Below are 15,491 nucleotides of genomic sequence, written 5' to 3' on the forward strand. Positions count from 1 at the left end.
CGGCCCCGGTTCAGGCGGGGCCGGACGTCCGACGGTTCGGAAGCGCCCCAAAGGGGCGCGGGCCGTATCGATGTGCGGCTCCGCCGCGTGGGCGCGACCAGCCACACGCGACCGGTAGCCGCGCATGCACAGCAACCCGGCAGACGCTCAGGCCTTCGCCAACTCCTCGCGCTGCTCAGGAAGCTCGGGCGTGCCCGGCTCCCCGTCGTCCAGCAGCGTCTTCTCGTCGAACGGCAGCTCACCCGCGAGCACCTGCTGCACGCGACCCTTGTCGATCTCCTTCGTCCACGTGCCGATCAGCACCGTCGCGACCGCGTTGCCGGCGAAGTTCGTCAGCGCGCGGGCCTCGCTCATGAACCGGTCGATGCCGACGATCAGACCGACACCGTCCACCAGCGCGGGCTTGTGCGACTGCAGACCGCCGGCCAGCGTGGCCAGACCGGCGCCGCTGACACCCGCCGCGCCCTTCGAGGCCAGCAGCAGGAAGAGCAGCAGCGGGATCTGCTCACCGATCGACATCGGCGTACCGAGGGCGTCGGCGATGTACAGCGACGCCATCGTCATGTAGATCATCGTGCCGTCGAGGTTGAAGGAGTACCCCGTCGGAACGGTGATACCGACGACCGGCTTGCTGACGCCCAGGTGCTCCATCTTCGCGATGAGCCGCGGCAGCGCGGACTCGGAGGAGGAGGTGGACAGGATCAGCAGGAACTCGCGGGCGAGGTACTTGAACAGGGAGAAGATGTTCAGCCCGGCGATGGCCCGGAGCATCGCGCCCAGCACCACGAAGACGAACAGCACACAGGTGATGTAGAAGCCGAGCATCAGCACGGCGAGGCTCTTGAGCGCGTCGAGCCCGGCGGACCCGACGACGGCCGCGATGGCACCGAACGCACCGATCGGCGCGGCCCACATGATCATGCCCAGGATGCGGAAGACGAGCCGCTGGATGTGCTCGATGCCCCGCAGCACCGGCTGCCCGGCCGACCCCATGGCCTGCAACGCGAACCCGGCGAGCAGCGCGATCAGCAGCGTCTGCAGTACCTGGCCCTCGGTGAAGGCGGAGACGAACGTGGTCGGAATGATCGACAGCACGAAGTCGACGCCGCCGAGCGCCTCGGAGTCCACCTGGGCGTGGCCGGAGGCCTTGAGGGCGTTGGTGATGTGCAGCCCGTCACCGGGGTGCAGGATGTTGCCGACCACCAGCCCGATGGTGAGCGCGACCAACGACATCACCAGGAAGTAGCCGAGTGCGATACCGCCCACGGCACCGACCTTGGCGGCCTTCCGCACGGACCCGATCCCGAGCACGATCGTGCAGAAGATGATCGGCGAGATCATCATCTTGATCAGGTTGACGAAACCGGTACCGAGGGGCTTGAGCTCAACGCCGGCGTCGGGCCAGATGAGCCCCACGGCGATGCCCAGCGCGACCGCGACGATCACGGCGATGTACAGGTAATGGGTACGGTCCCGCTTCACAGCGGGTGCGGCAGGTGCCGTACTGGGGGAGCTTGCGGCGGCCACGGCTGCCCTCCTTGACGTCTTCGTCGGTATCACCGGCGTGCGGCTCACGTCCGGGGGATATGGGGGTTGCCGTGACTATCTCCTGGTCTGTGAGTCCGGTCACCCTTCCGTTCATTTCGTTCACGCTTCACCCGAGAGGCACACTGCTGCCATGCGCCTCCCGTCCGTCCCCCGCCCCCGCAGCCTGGCCGGCCAGTTGTTCGCCATGCAGGCCGTGCTGATAGCGGTGCTGGTCGCCGGGTACGCGCTGTTCACCTACGTGAGCGACCGCCACCAGGCGCAGGAGGCGGCGACCCGGCAGGCGACGGCGGTGGCACGGTCGGTGGCGGACGCGCCCTCGGTGCGTTCGGCGATCCACACGTCCGATCCGAGCGCCCTGCTGCAGCCGTACGCCCTCCAGGTCATGCGGGACACCGAGGTCGACTTCATCACGATCATGACCCCGGGCGGCATCCGCTGGACCCACCCCGACAAGAACGAGATCGGCAGGCACTACCTGGGCCATATCGAGGCGGCCCAGCACGGCCACACCCGAAGCGAGACGTACAAGGGCACGCTCGGCGCGTCCGTGCGCACGGTGACGCCGGTCCTGGAGAACGGCCATGTGATCGGGCTGGTTAGCGCCGGCATCAAGGTGGAGGCGATCAGCAAGCGGGTCCAGGAACAGGTGACGGCGCTGCTGGGGGTGGCGGCCGGCGCGCTGCTGCTGGGCGCGCTCGGCACCTACGTCGTCAACGCGCGCCTGCGCCGCCACACGCACAACATGAACGCGGCGGAGCTGAGCCGGATGCACGACTACCACCAGGCGGCGCTGCACGCGGTCCGCGAGGGCCTGCTGATGCTGGACGGCCAGTTCCGGGTGGCACTGATCAACGACGGGGGCCGGGAGCTGCTGGGGGTGGGCCCGGAGGGGGAGGTCGTGGGCCGCTCGGTGGCGGAACTGGGCCTGCCGGTGCCGCTGACCGGCGCGCTGCTGGCCTCGGAGCCCCGGGTGGACGAGGTGCATCTGACGGCGGACCGGGTGCTGGTGCTGAACACCTCGCCGGTGTCCGGCGGCGAGCGCCGCGGCACGGTGGTCACCCTCCGGGACGTCACCGAACTCCAGGCCCTGATGGGCGAGCTGGACTCGGAGCGGGGCTTCACGCAGGCGCTGCGCTCCCAGGCGCACGAGGCGGCGAACCGGTTGCACACGGTCGTCTCGCTCATCGAGCTGGGGAGGGCCTCGGAGGCCGTCGACTTCGCCACAGCCGAGCTGGAACTGGCGCAGGCGCTGACGGACCAGGTGGTGGCGGCGGTCAGCGAGCCGGTCCTCGCCGCGCTGCTGCTGGGCAAGACGGCCCAGGCGAACGAGCGGGGCGTGGAGCTGGTGGTCTCGGACGAGAGCCGGCTGGATGACGGTTTGCTACCGGAGAGCCTGTCGGCGCGCGATCTGGTCACCATCCTCGGCAACCTGATCGACAACGCGGTGGACGCGGCTCAGGGGACGGTCCGGGCGCGCGTGACGGTGACCGCGTACGCGGACGATGCCGATGACGATGCCGAGCTGGTGATGAGGGTGGCGGACACGGGTGCGGGGGTCGACCCCGCACATGCCGAACTGGTCTTCCAGCGCGGCTTCTCGACGAAGCCGGCGGGGCCGGGCGGACGAGGGCTCGGGCTGGCGCTGGTCCGCCAGGCGGTGACCCGGCTGGAGGGCACGCTGACCGTGACGGAGGCGCCCGAGGGCGGGGCGGTGTTCGAGGTGCGGTTGCCGTTGCGGGCGTCGCTGGCGGGGGGCGAGGCCCGATGACCGGGGAGCCGATCAGAGTCCTGGTCGTCGAGGACGATCCGGTGGCCGCGGACGCGCACGTCATGTACGTGGGCCGGGTGCCGGGGTTCGTGGCGGTGGGGAAGGCGCACAGCGGGGCGGAGGCACGGCGGATCCTGGACCGTACGCCGGTGGATCTGCTCCTGCTGGACCTGCACCTGCCGGACGTGCACGGCCTGCAGTTCGCCCGCTCGCTGCGGGCGGCCGGCCATCAGGCCGACGTCATAGCGGTGACGTCGGCGCGGGACCTGGCGGTGGTGCGGGAGGGCGTCTCACTGGGGGTCGTCCAGTACGTCCTGAAGCCGTTCACCTTCGCCACGCTCCGGGACCGGCTGACCCGGTACGCGGAGTTCCGGGCGGCGGCGGGCGAGGCGAGCGGCCAGGACGAGGTGGACCGGGCGCTGGCCGCGCTTCGGGCGCCGTCGTCGCCTGCGGCGCTTCCGAAGGGACTCAGCGCACCGACCCTGGAGCGGGTGACGGTCGCGTTGCGGGAGTCGGAGGAGGGACTGACCGCGGCGGCACTGGCGGAGAGCGTCGGGATCTCCCGGATCACGGCACGGCGGTACCTGGAGCACCTGGTGGAGGCGGGGACGGCGGGACGGAGTCCGTTGTACGGGCAGGTGGGGAGGCCGGAGCTGGTTTACCGGTGGGGGCGGGGGCAAAGCCGGTAAAGCCGCTCTCATGCGCCGTTCCGTCCCCCGATGCCCCCAGATGCGTGGGCATCAACGGTACGGCGTCAGGCCGGGGTCCGTGCCGGTCTCGCCGGCCTCATGTACAGCAGGACCTGCACCCCGAGCCCCACCACCGCGAGCGCCTCCACCACCGACAGCCCGACCAGCAACCCACCGCCGTCCCCACCGGCCCAGAACACCACCAGCGCCGCCAGCGGCACCGCGCAGAACGCCGTCAGATCGATCACGGCCTGGATCGTCTTGCGGGTCCGTCGCCGGACATCGGTCCGGTGGGACGCCTCCCAGCCGAAGGTGGTGAAATCCCCTTCACCCGGAGTCAGTCGGGCGAGCCGAGGCCCCAACTGGTCCCGCACATAGTGGCCGATCGCCGAGATCTTCTCGTCGTTGACCAGGTACGTCCACCCGAGCACCACACACACCGGCGGCAACGCCAGCAGCATCGACGCCTGCTTGGCCTGCGCAGCCGCCGCGATGACGGCGGCCACGACCGCGAGCGTCACGTACAGCAGATTGTCCCGGAACCCGATCCGCGCCTTCTGCTCGTCCTTGATCGTCTGATACTCGGCGAGCAGCAACTGCCCCACGGTCACGTCTCGTTCCGGCATACGGTGCCTCTCCCCCTGTGCGACCTACGGCGACTCGCACATGCCGACAGCTGTGCGACGCAACTCTAGAACTGCCACCGCGACCGCCGTTGCCGCACCAATGGACGTCCGGGGCCTCACGTGCCGGTCGATCGAGCAGCAGATGTTCGGCCCGTTGGGAGGGCGGGGGCATCGCTCGTCGCGGGCCGGGGCACCTACGGCACGTGGACGGAGTGCAGCCGTCTGATCGAACTCGGCCGCAAGGTCAACGGCGCCGCGGGCTGGAACCTGGGGTCCGAGCAGGTCTCCGATGGCCTGGGAAGCACGAGCGAGGAGCGCTTCTACGTGCGCGAGTCCTGGAAGCGCTCCTGAGCCTGCCAGGTCGGGCGGCCCCCCAGGTGGCGCAGTGCTGATGCCGCCGCCCCGGCGCCGCACATGCCGTGCACCCCAGGGCCGGGTGGGGTGGCCGCTGAGCACAGGAACACTCCGGGCAGGCCAGTGGCGTACGGGTCCAGCGCCGGGCGGGCGCCCAGGAGGAGCTGGGAGGCCGTCTTCGCTCCGGTGAGGATGTCGCCGCCGGCGAAGTTGGGGTTGGCCGCTGCGAAGTCGGCGGGACGGGTGACGTGTCGGCCCACGATGCGTTCGTGTACGCCGGGGGCGAAGCGTTCGAGCTGCCGGAGGATCGCCTCCGTGGCGTCCCCGTCGTAGCCGTGCGGGACATGGGCGTACGTCCAGACGGGGTGGACGTCGCCGACCGACCGGGAGGGGTCGGCAAGGTACTGCTGGCCGACCAGGACGAAGGGCCGCTCGGGCATCCGGCCCTGCGTCACGTCCCGTTCCGCCCGGGCCACTTCGGCGAGCGGACCGCCGAGGTGCACGGTCCCGGCCCGTCGCGCCCGCTCGTCCCTCCAAGGCACGCCGCCCTCGACGGCCAGGTCCACCTTGAAGGCGCCAGGGCCACGGCGGAAACGCCGGTACGCGCCCGTCACGCGGGCGGGCAGCCTGTCGCCGTAGAGGGCGGCGACCTGACCGGGGTCGAGGTCGAGCAGAGTCACGTCAGCGGGCGGGATCTGCCGCCGGGCGGTGATCCGCACGCCGGTCTCGATCGTGCCGCCGGCGGCGAGGAGAGCCGCGGCCATGCTGCGGGCGATGGACTGCGAGCCGCCCTCGGCGACGGCCCACCCGGCGGCGTGGCCGGAGGTGAGGATGCCGAGCCCGATCGCCGAGACGAGCGGGTCCCAGAACGGCCGGAACGCGTGCGCCGCCACCCCGGCCCACAGGGCCTGGGCCTGCGGGGTCCGGAAGAGGCGCGCGAGGACTGCGGGAGGCAGCACGGCCGGGAGGCCGAACCGGGCGAGCAGCAGCGGGTGCGCCGGGATCCGCAGCAGCGGACCCATCACGTCGTGCGCGAGGGCGTCCCAGCGCCGCACCAAGGGCTCCACCAGGGCCCGGTAGCGGCGGCCGTCCGGGCCGAGCCCGGCGGCGGTCTCCGTGACGGAGCGCAGCAGGACCCCGGCCGTCCCGTCGTCCAGCGGGTGCACACAGTCGATCTCCGGCAGCCGCCAGCGCAGCCCGTGGCGTTCGAGGCCGAGGGCCCGGAGCGCGGGCGAGGTGACGGCCATGGGGTGGATGGCCGAACAGTGGTCGTGCAGCAGGCCGGGCAGGATCGCCTCGTGGCCGCGCGTGCCGCCGCCGACCTCGTCGGCGGCCTCCAGCAGCGTGACGTCCAGGCCGTCCCGCGCGAGGAGGGCCGCAGCGGCGAGCCCGTTGGGCCCGCCACCGACGACGACCGCGGTCGTCATGACGCCAACCCCGTGGGCGGAACGCCGGGCGCCGAGCGCAGCGCCTGACGAGACACGGCGCCGCACAGGGGACAGTCCGGGCCATCGGTGGGCCAGGGCTGCCGGGTCACCATGTCGCGCACCGTGACGTGTCCTTGTCCGAGCAGGCCAAGGGCGGCGTCGTGGATCTCATACGCCACAGTCTGCCGGTGGATGGGCCGCCCTTCAAAATGATCACTGACGTCAGCCGTGCTCTTATTCCTCGGCGCTTCCATGCGCCAAGACCTTGGCGCGTCAGGGCGATCCCTGCCAGTGATCTGGTCAACTGATCCGATCTTCACCGAAAGATGGGTGCAGGCTGTGGTGAAGTCCTCTTCACGGGCACCTGGATTGCGGGGAAGTACCGCTCCGGTGACGCGCAGAAGTCGGTTCCCCTCCCTGGCCTCACGCAAAGCCTTCATGGTCTTTTCGCGGTGTTCCTTCCGCTCCGCCAGTGATACGAATCTCCTCCGGAGAGAATCGCGGAGCTGCTCATTTACTCAACACGCCGGTGAGGCCTCGGGTGTCGGATGGGGGTGGTATCGGCCGAGGGGCTACGGATGCATGAATTTCCTTGCTGCCTGGGCTGACCTGGGAAGCGACGTCACCGCGTCGCCCGTCTCGACCAAGCAGGAACGACCATTCGGCCTATTAAAAATTTTCTGAGCATTTGTGATCGGCTCGCCAGGTTGGGCGAAAACACGCGCATGAGTTGCAAGTTGGAGCATGCGCCTGCGTAATATTCCAGGGGAAGAGACAGGCGATTCCGTGTGACCGAGAACCGCCGAATACGTCTCCATCCCCTCACAGGAGCTGGCCCTTCGATGACGCCCAATTTCCCTGTCGCGCCTCTGCGGCGCGCTTTGTCGGTATGGATCGCGGCGGTACTTGCCGTGGTGATCTCCGCTGTCGTAGTCGCTGTGTCGCCGACCCAGGCAAGTGCCCTCGCCACGTTTGTAGATCTGGGCAGGGCGGACAGCTTCGCGGTACTGGCCGGTTCGGCAACCACCAACACCGGCCCCTCGGTGATTACCGGGGATGTCGGCGTGTCTCCGGGAACGTCCATCACCGGATATGGGCCGCCCGCCGTGGTGAACGGGACCCAGCACTCTGCGGATACTGTGGCTCAGGACGCCCAGACCGACCTGATCACGGCGTACGACGACGCTGCCGGGCAGCCCTCCGACGGGGCGCTTCCCCCGGACGCCGGTGGCCTGACGCTGGATCCGGGCGTCTACACAGCCTCCACCACTCTCGGGCTCACCGGCACCCTCACCCTGAATGCCCACGGGGACCCCAACGCCGTCTGGGTGTTCCAGATCGGTTCGGGTCTGACGACGGCGTCCGGCAGCAGCGTGTCCCTCATCAACGGCGCCTCGCCGTGCAATGTGTTCTGGAAGGTGGGTAGTTCGGCCACTCTTGGCACCAGCACCGCCTTCGTGGGCAACATCCTGGCCATGACCTCGATCACTGCCACCACGAGCGCGACCATCGAGGGACGGGCGCTGGCCCGTAACGGTGCCGTGACGCTGGACACCAACACGATCACCCGGCCGGATTGCGCGGCTGGCACTACCGGTGGCACCACGACGACCGGTACGACCGGGACGACCGGGACGACCGCCACCGGCGGCACCACCGGCACGACCGCCACCGGCGGCACCACCGGCACGACCGCCACCGGCGGCACCACCGGGACGACCGCTACCGGCGGCACCACCGGGACCACCGGGACCACCGCCACCGGCGGCACCACCGGGACCACCGGGACCACCGCCACCGGCGGCACCACCGGGACGACCGCTACCGGCGGCACGACCGGGACCACCGGGACGACCGCCACCGGCGGCACCACCGGGACGACCGCTACCGGCGGCACGACCGGGACCACCGGGACGACCGCTACCGGCGGCACGACCGGGACCACCGGCACCGGCGGCACCACCGGGACCACCGGGACCACCGCCACCGGCGGCACCACCGGTGGCACCTCCGGCGGGAACGGCCATGGCTGCAAACCCGAACACAACGGGTACGGCGACGAGTACGGCGACAAGCCCGGCCAGGACGACAGCTACGGCTGTGATCCTGCCTAGCATGCGCGGCCCACTCCAGCGGGGTGACTGCTCGCAGGCAGCCACCCGCGTGCGCGAGTAGGACGGGTGGCGTGCGGCGCGGATCGTCATCGATTCCGCCGCACGCCACAGGCGGAAGCCAAGGAGAACCAAGTGAGAGAAGTCGGGACGGAAGGACCGGATAGGGCCGTGCGGGGTGGCATTGCGTCAGCAGATGCTGACGAATCGGACCAGGCGGGCGCTAGGCCGACCGCACAGAACGGGAGCGGGAGACCGACTGCGCTCCAAACGTCTTCAGAGCCGCCCCTCGCTCTTAAGGCCGGAGTACAAGTCGCCGTGGTCCTGTGCCTGGCGGCGGCCCTGGTACACGTGCTCCTGGTGTTCCTGCAGGTGGCACCGCCGAATCCCATCTCCCGGCAGTACAGCCGGCAGGTCAACGCCTGGATCTTCCCGTTGTTCGAGCAGAACTGGCGACTCTTCGCCCCGGACCCGGAGTCGGTCAACCGGCAGATCTCGGCAAGGACCACGCACACCACCCCGGACGGCACCGCCCAGGTCAGCGGCTGGTTCGACCTGACCGCCGTCGACACAGCCGCGGTGGAACACGACCCCTTCCCGAGCCACACAGCACAGAACATGCTGCGCCGGGCCTGGATTTCCTACCTCGAAACGCACGGCGGCGACGACCATCCGCGCTCGCAACGCGCATGGATGATCCAGCAGTACCTGCGCAACATCGCAGCGGATCGCGTCGCCGCACATCGCCACGGCGCATTCGAGTCCATCCAACTGCGGGTGATCACCCTGCCCATCGCCGCGCCGCCCGCAGCGGGCGGACCCGGTCCCGGCACGGCCGCACCACAGCCCTCCGACACCCGTTACCTGCCCTGGTGGAAGGTGGCCCGTCATGCAACAGGCTGAGCAGACATCGGCCCCAGCAACCACGCCGACGCGCCCCGGACACGGCGCCGAGCGGGCGGGCGCACAGGCGCCGCGGCACATGCCGGCCCGCGTCGCCACGCTCCTCACCCTCCTGCTGGAGCAGCCGATCTCCCTGTACGCCACGGCGGCTCTGCGCATCGGGTACGGGTTCCTCTACTTCGCCTTCCTGCTGCGCGAGTTTCCCCACCGCGACGAGATCTGGGGTCCCGGCTCACCGTGGACGCCCGCACTGGCCAAGCAGCTCTTCGACCAGACCGGCTGGGCCAGCATCCTCACCCTGTCCGACAGCCGGGCCTACTTCGAGGCCTGCTACGCGGCAGCCATCGTCATCTCCGCACTGTTCATGCTGGGCTGGCGGACCAGAGCGGTGTCCGTGCTCTTCGCGGTCGTGGTGACGTCGTTCCACGCCAGGGCGATCTTCATGACGGACGGGGGGGACAACCTCATCCTCCTCATGGCCCTCTACCTCGTCGTCACCGCATGCGGCCGACGCTGGTCCCTCGACGCGCGCAGGGCCCGGCTCCGAGCATCCGCCGGCAAGACAGTCCTGCTTCCGCTGGACCGGGCATCCGGCGAACTGCGACGCCACCTCCGCGACGCGCGCCTGACAGTGATCACCGTGCTGCACAACTGCGGCATGCTCGTCATCGCCGCCCAGGTCTGCTTCCTCTACGGATCCGCGGGCCTGTACAAGGTGCAGGGCGCCTCCTGGGGCAACGGCACCGCCCTCCATTACGCCCTGAATCTCGACGTGTTCCAGCCCTGGCCCGCGCTCTCCACCATGGCGGACGAACACGACGTACTGATCGCCATCACCTGCTACCTGACGGTGCTGTTGCAGGTGGCCTTCCCGTTCGTCCTGTTCGGCAGGCTCAAGTACCCCGTCCTGACCACGCTGTTGGGCATGCACGTGGGTATCGCGGTGTTCCTGGGCCTGCCGCTCTTCTCCGGCGCGATGATCGTCGCGGACGCCGTGTTCCTTCCGGACCGCTTCTACCGGTACTTGGGAGAGCTGTCGCGGCGGGTTGTCCCGTGGGCCGACGTCAGGGGGGCACAGACTCCGACCCCCGCAGAGGCTGCACTGGTACCTCCGCAGTCGGGACATACCGGCTGAGGCCGACACTTGGTGCCCCTGCACGACCGGAAATCCAACTCGCTGACCGCCCGGCGCACCACGGCTTTCAGCCCTCGTCAGGGCCCGCAGATGCCGTCGGCGTCGCGCCCCCGGGCTGCCGGACCGGGTAGAGCACCGTGGTTGGTGCCAGATCCGGCAGCCTCACCCGTCCAGCGCGCAGACCTGCCTTCTGTCCCGGTCTGCTGGCCGGCCGCAAGCTCGGACGGCGGTGCCCTGGCTCAGTGGATGTTGCTGCCCGACTTCGACGGCCCCTGGTCTCTGAGGGGAAACCAGGGGCCGTCTGCCAGGCAGTCGGTCACCGGGGCGAAACGCGTCGTGGCGCCGACGCCTCCCGCGACTTCATCCGCACCCTCGCCGACGACCCCTGCTCTAGCCCCCTAGCTCTCCAACACGCCCGGCCGGAACGGCTCCACCCCGACCACCCGTCGTACCTTCACCGGCTCGATCAGCAGCATCACCCGCCGCTCCCCGGGCAGCAGCCACGGATACCGGTCCTCCCCGATGTACTTGCGGGTCAGCCGGTCCATGGAACGCTCCGCTTCCTCGCCCTCCACGAACCGCACCACGCGCCCCCGGATCTCCACCCGGTCGTAGGGGTTCTCCGGGTCGTGGTGCGAGAGCGAGACGCCGGGGTTGCGCCGCAGGTTCTCCTCCTTCACGCGGCCGATCGCCGTGTTGACCATGACGTGGTCGCCCTCGAGGTCGACCCACATGGGCGACACCTGCGGCGCTCCGTCCGGCCCGACGGTCGCGAGATGCCAGAAGTTCGGCGCCAGCAGCCGCTCACGAACGTGCTCGTCCAACGTGCCTGTCCGGTCCACGGAATACATGGGGGCATCCTCACCCCCACCCTCGCCCAGCAAACCCCCGCAGACTCATTGACCTGACTAGACCACTCCACTTACCTTCACACGGCAGAAGACGAACCCCCAGGCCACAGCGCAGTGGCCGCCGAGGAGGTCGTGCCCGTGCGCCCCACCGCCGTCAGCATCCTTGTCCTCTCCCTCGTCACCGCCGCCGCTTCGCTCACCGGGTGCAGCAGCGGATCCGGAAGCAGTCCCGACACCGTGAAGGTCTCCTTCAAGCAGTCCATGGACAACTCCATCAAGGTGACGGACACGTATCTCGCGGACATCAAGAAGCAGTTCGAGAAGGAGTACCCGGGGAAGAAGGTCCAGCTCGTCCCCATCAAGGCCTCGGACGCGGACTACTACACCAAGCTCCAGCAGATGCTCCGGTCGCCCAGAACCGCCCCCGACCTCGTCTACGAGGACACCTTCCTCATCAACTCCGACATCACCAGCGGTTACCTGAAGCCCCTCGACTCCTACCTCGCCAAGTGGAAGGACTGGGGGCAGTTCATCGACACCGCGAAGTCGGCGGCCAGAGGGGAGGACGGGAAGACGTACGGCGTTCCGGACGGCACCGACACCCGCGGCCTCTGGTTCGACAAGCGGGTGTTCAAGAAGGCCGGGCTGCCCACCGACTGGCAGCCCAAGAGCTGGGACGACGTGCTCGCCGCCGCCCGGACCATCAAGGCCAAGGTGCCCGGCGTCACGCCCCTGAACGTCTACACCGGCAAGGCCGCAGGCGAGACCGCCAGCATGCAGGGTTTCGAGATGCTGCTCTACGGCACCAACGACGGGACCGCCGACCCCCTGTACGACAAGACCAGCAAGAAGTGGATCGCCGGGAGTCAGGGGTTCAAGGACGCGTTGTCCTTCGTCGAGACCGTGTACAAGGACAAGCTCGGCCCGGACGTCTCCGACGCGCTCGACCCCAACTACCGCAACACCGTCTGGGGTGAACTCATGCCCCAGGGCAAGCTGGGCATCAACCTCGACGGGTCCTGGCTTCCCCAGAACTGGGGCAAGGGCAGCGGTCGTGAGTGGTCCGACTGGTCCAGGCAACTCGGTCTCGCCTACATGCCGACCCAGCACGGTCAGGCCCCCGGCAAGGTGAGCATGTCCGGCGGCTGGACCTGGGCCGTCCCCGCCAAGGCCGGCAACCCCGATCTCGCCTTCGACTTCATCAAGACCATGCAGACCAAGGCGAACGCACAGAAGTGGTACATCGCCAACTCGGGGATCTCGGTGCGGAAAGACGTCGCGAGTGATCCGTCGTACACATCCGCCCAGCCCGGCATCAAGTTCTTCACCGATCTCGTCGCCAGTACGCACTACCGGCCCGCCTACCTGGCCTACCCGAAGGTCTCCACCGCCATCCAGGAGGCCATGGAGAGCGTGACCACCGGCGATGCGTCGGTCGACAAGGCGGCGAGTACCTACGATTCGGCGCTCAAGGACGTCACCGACAACCAAGTGGTCACCCAGTGATCACCCGTCGCATCGTCCGCACTCTCCCGCTCACCCCCGCCCTGGTCCTGATACTCCTGTTCCTCGGCGGGCCCATCGTCTACTGCGCCTGGATCGCCTTCACCGACCTCCAGCTCACCGGCCAGGCGCACTCCTCCTTCGTCGGTTTCGCCAACTTCCGTACGGCGTTCCACGACGACGCCTTCCTGAACGCCGTCTGGCTGACCCTCGTCTTCACCGTGGTGTCCGCGCTCGTCGGGCAGAACACGCTGGGGCTGGCGCTCGCCGCGCTGATGCGGCGGGCGTCGAAGCCGGTACGGACGCTGACCGGCGGGATCGTGATCACGGCCTGGGTACTGCCGGAGGTCGTCGCCGGGTTCCTGCTGTACGCCTTCTTCCGGCGGGAGGGGACGCTCAACGCGATCCTGGACTTTCTCCATCTCCCGTCCCAGAACTGGCTGTTCACCCTTCCCATCCTGGCCGTGTCGTTCGCCAACGTCTGGCGGGGCACCGCCTTCTCGATGCTCGTCTACTCCGCCGCCCTCGACGAGATACCGAACGAGATCGAGGAGTCGGCCGAGGTCGACGGCGCCGGTGGCTGGCGGCGGATGTGGCACATCACGCTGCCGATGATCCGCCGGTCCATCGGGACCAACCTGATGCTCAACACCCTCCAGACCCTCTCCGTCTTCGGGCTGATCTGGGTGATGACCCGAGGGGGGCCCAGCGACAAGAGCCAGACGCTCCCCCTGTTCATGTACGAACAGGCCTTCCAGAACAGCATGATCGGGTACGGGACGGCGGTCGCCCTGCTCCTTCTCCTGGTCGGTTCGCTCTTCTCCGTCGTCTATATGCGCCTGCTGCGTACGGAGGTGTGAACAAGACAGATGCCTCGCAACCGCCGGCGCTCGCGCCGCCTCGCCGCCGACCTCGGACTCCTGGTCGTGGCCGCCGCCTTCGTGCTGCCGCTCGCCTGGGTGCTGCTCTCCGCCATCGATCCGCACGCCGGTCTCCGGGTGCGGATCCCGGACGGGTTCACCTTCGCCAACTTCGACGCGATCCTCACCCCCGACATCACCTACACCCCGCTCCTCAACAGCCTGATCCTCTGCGGCGGCGCCACCGCGCTCACCGTCGTCTGCGCCGCCCTCGCCGCCTACCCGCTCTCCCGCTACCGCTCCCGGCTCAACCGGCCGTTCCTGCTGTCCATCCTCTTCGCGACGAGCCTGCCGATCACCGCGATCATGGTGCCGGTGTACGCGCTGTTCGTACGGATCAACCTCATCGACACCCTGCAGGGCACCATCCTGTTCTTCGCCGCCTCCCAACTCCCCTTCGCCGTCTGGCTGATGAAGAACTTCATGGACGGCGTGCCGAAGGAGCTGGAGGAGGCCGCCTGGACGGACGGCGCCAACTCCGCACAGTCGCTGGTGCGGATCGTGCTGCCACTGATGGGGCCGGGGCTCGCCGTCGTCACCGTCTTCGCCTTCGTGATGATGTGGGGCAACTTCTTCGTCCCCTTCATGCTGCTGCTCTCGCCGGACCAGATGCCCGCCTCGGTCAGCATCAACGACTTCTTCGGCAACCGTGGCATGGTCGCCTACGGCCAGCTCGCCGCGTTCTCCGTCATCTACTCGACGCCGGTGATCCTGCTGTACGTCCTGGTGGCGCGGCGGCTGGGCGGCGGGTTCGCCCTGGGGGGCGCGGTCAAGGGATGAACAGGTCGGCCGTACGGTCGAATCCGTACGTTCCCACAATCCGTGTTCCTGGCCGAACGGACCGTAGTCAGTGCCCTCGCGCGCGCCTACCTTGTGCGCTGTGCGCCGACCCCCAGCTCTGCCGAACCAGCCAGGTCCCCCCTTCAACGCTCCCGCCGCCCGCAGACTCCGTGCCGCTCTCGGGATGGGTCCCGAACATGTGGCCCACCATCTGCGGGTCTCGTACGGGCTGCCGTACGCCACCCCTGATCTCGTCCTCGCCTGGGAGCGCGGGGCAGTGGTTCCCAGCAGTCCCGAACTCACCGCGCTCTCGGGCGTGTTGTGGTGCTCTCCGGGTGAACTGATCGGCCGGCCGCGGACCTTGCGCGATCATCGCGTCGCCCGCGGGCTGGCACCGGAGGACGTGGCCCTGGCCGTGGGCCTGGAACTCCTCGTGTACCTGGCGATGGAGGAGGACGAGCAGTGGCAGGGCACGGAACGCCAGTCCGCCGCCCTCGCCGACCTGCTCAGGCTCTCCCTGCCGGACTACGTCACCGTCACCGGCCGCGAGGAGAAACTGGCCGAACTGCTGCGCAGCGCGGTCACCACCCGCTGGCAGGCCTATGTCCGCCCGGTGACCAAGTTGGTCCCCCTGGACAGACGTCTGATCGAGAACGTGCTGCGCGAGTTGCACGAGGACTACCAGGGCCAGATGACAGCGACTCTGGCCTGGGGCAACACGACCACGGCGGCGGAGGACGCCAAGGAAAAGGGCGAGGACTTCCTCACCGGGATAGTCCCGCGCTTCTGGAACCGGGTCGACGATCCAACCCCGTAAGGGAAAGCGCCCCGTAAGGGGCGCGGGGCCGTGTCAACTTGCGGCTCCGCCGCGTGGGC

General features: G+C 69.1%; 14 protein-coding genes. 9 read left to right on the forward strand and 5 right to left on the reverse strand.

From position 1 onward, the window contains the following. Nucleotides 1-147: 147 nt before the first annotated feature. Nucleotides 148-1,527, reverse strand: coding sequence for a cation:dicarboxylate symporter family transporter (locus tag ACWGJB_RS25850; protein WP_453382475.1), 1,380 nt, complete (start codon nucleotides 1,525-1,527; stop codon nucleotides 148-150). Nucleotides 1,528-1,678: 151 nt separating this feature from the next. Here ACWGJB_RS25850 and ACWGJB_RS25855 point away from each other — a divergent pair, with 151 nt between their 5' ends. Both ACWGJB_RS25855 and ACWGJB_RS25860 read left to right on the forward strand, forming a co-directional pair. After that, nucleotides 1,679-3,316 carry a sensor histidine kinase gene (locus ACWGJB_RS25855; RefSeq protein ID WP_453382476.1) on the forward strand — a complete coding sequence of 546 codons (1,638 nt, stop codon included), beginning with the start codon at nucleotides 1,679-1,681 and terminating at the stop codon, nucleotides 3,314-3,316. Further along, nucleotides 3,313-4,005, forward strand: coding sequence for a response regulator (locus ACWGJB_RS25860; protein ID WP_453382477.1), 693 nt, complete (start codon nucleotides 3,313-3,315; stop codon nucleotides 4,003-4,005). Before ACWGJB_RS25855 ends, ACWGJB_RS25860 begins: the two co-directional genes overlap by 4 nt. Before the next feature lie 65 nt (nucleotides 4,006-4,070). Here the strand turns inward: ACWGJB_RS25860 and ACWGJB_RS25865 are convergent, their stop codons facing one another. The 3 genes from ACWGJB_RS25865 to ACWGJB_RS25875 all read right to left on the reverse strand — a co-directional run bounded on the left by ACWGJB_RS25865 (nucleotide 4,071) and on the right by ACWGJB_RS25875 (nucleotide 6,852). Beyond that, complete coding sequence (locus tag ACWGJB_RS25865; protein WP_453382478.1) at nucleotides 4,071-4,631, reverse strand: hypothetical protein; 561 nt, start codon at nucleotides 4,629-4,631, stop codon at nucleotides 4,071-4,073. 320 nt (nucleotides 4,632-4,951) lie between these two features. Next, a complete protein-coding gene (locus tag ACWGJB_RS25870; RefSeq protein WP_453382479.1) occupies nucleotides 4,952-6,412 on the reverse strand; it encodes a phytoene desaturase family protein in 1,461 nt (486 codons plus the stop codon). After that, entirely contained in the window at nucleotides 6,409-6,852 is a 444-nt protein-coding gene (locus tag ACWGJB_RS25875; RefSeq protein WP_453382480.1) for a DUF3556 domain-containing protein, read from the reverse strand. Before ACWGJB_RS25875 ends, ACWGJB_RS25870 begins: the two co-directional genes overlap by 4 nt. Nucleotides 6,853-7,350: 498 nt before the next feature. Between ACWGJB_RS25875 and ACWGJB_RS25880 the strand changes: the two genes are divergently transcribed. The 3 genes from ACWGJB_RS25880 to ACWGJB_RS25890 all read left to right on the forward strand — a co-directional run bounded on the left by ACWGJB_RS25880 (nucleotide 7,351) and on the right by ACWGJB_RS25890 (nucleotide 10,561). Further along, entirely contained in the window at nucleotides 7,351-8,526 is a 1,176-nt protein-coding gene (locus tag ACWGJB_RS25880) for an ice-binding family protein (protein ID WP_453382481.1), read from the forward strand. 315 nt (nucleotides 8,527-8,841) lie between these two features. Beyond that, nucleotides 8,842-9,426 carry a DUF5819 family protein gene (locus tag ACWGJB_RS25885; protein WP_453382482.1) on the forward strand — a complete coding sequence of 195 codons (585 nt, stop codon included), beginning with the start codon at nucleotides 8,842-8,844 and terminating at the stop codon, nucleotides 9,424-9,426. Then, nucleotides 9,413-10,561: an HTTM domain-containing protein gene (locus ACWGJB_RS25890; RefSeq protein ID WP_453382483.1), complete on the forward strand. Its 1,149-nt coding sequence runs from the start codon at nucleotides 9,413-9,415 to the stop codon at nucleotides 10,559-10,561. The genes ACWGJB_RS25885 and ACWGJB_RS25890 overlap by 14 nt, the downstream gene beginning before the upstream one ends. A 398-nt stretch (nucleotides 10,562-10,959) precedes the next feature. Here ACWGJB_RS25890 and ACWGJB_RS25895 read toward each other — a convergent pair whose 3' ends face one another. Continuing rightward, the gene (locus tag ACWGJB_RS25895; protein WP_453382484.1) at nucleotides 10,960-11,412 is read right to left on the reverse strand and encodes a PPOX class F420-dependent oxidoreductase; all 453 of its coding nucleotides are present in this window, start codon (nucleotides 11,410-11,412) and stop codon (nucleotides 10,960-10,962) included. A 132-nt stretch (nucleotides 11,413-11,544) separates the two neighbouring features. Here ACWGJB_RS25895 and ACWGJB_RS25900 point away from each other — a divergent pair, with 132 nt between their 5' ends. The 4 genes from ACWGJB_RS25900 (at nucleotide 11,545) to ACWGJB_RS25915 (ending at nucleotide 15,432) form a co-directional block, all read left to right on the forward strand. Further along, nucleotides 11,545-12,918, forward strand: coding sequence for an extracellular solute-binding protein (locus ACWGJB_RS25900; protein WP_453382485.1), 1,374 nt, complete (start codon nucleotides 11,545-11,547; stop codon nucleotides 12,916-12,918). Then, nucleotides 12,915-13,775, forward strand: coding sequence for a carbohydrate ABC transporter permease (locus ACWGJB_RS25905; RefSeq protein ID WP_453382486.1), 861 nt, complete (start codon nucleotides 12,915-12,917; stop codon nucleotides 13,773-13,775). The genes ACWGJB_RS25900 and ACWGJB_RS25905 overlap by 4 nt, the downstream gene beginning before the upstream one ends. 9 nt (nucleotides 13,776-13,784) lie before the next feature. Further along, nucleotides 13,785-14,615: a carbohydrate ABC transporter permease gene (locus ACWGJB_RS25910; protein WP_453382487.1), complete on the forward strand. Its 831-nt coding sequence runs from the start codon at nucleotides 13,785-13,787 to the stop codon at nucleotides 14,613-14,615. 100 nt (nucleotides 14,616-14,715) lie between these two features. After that, nucleotides 14,716-15,432: an XRE family transcriptional regulator gene (locus ACWGJB_RS25915; protein WP_453382488.1), complete on the forward strand. Its 717-nt coding sequence runs from the start codon at nucleotides 14,716-14,718 to the stop codon at nucleotides 15,430-15,432. Nucleotides 15,433-15,491: the final 59 nt, after the last annotated feature.

The organism is Streptomyces sp. NPDC054813 (assembly GCF_053611365.1).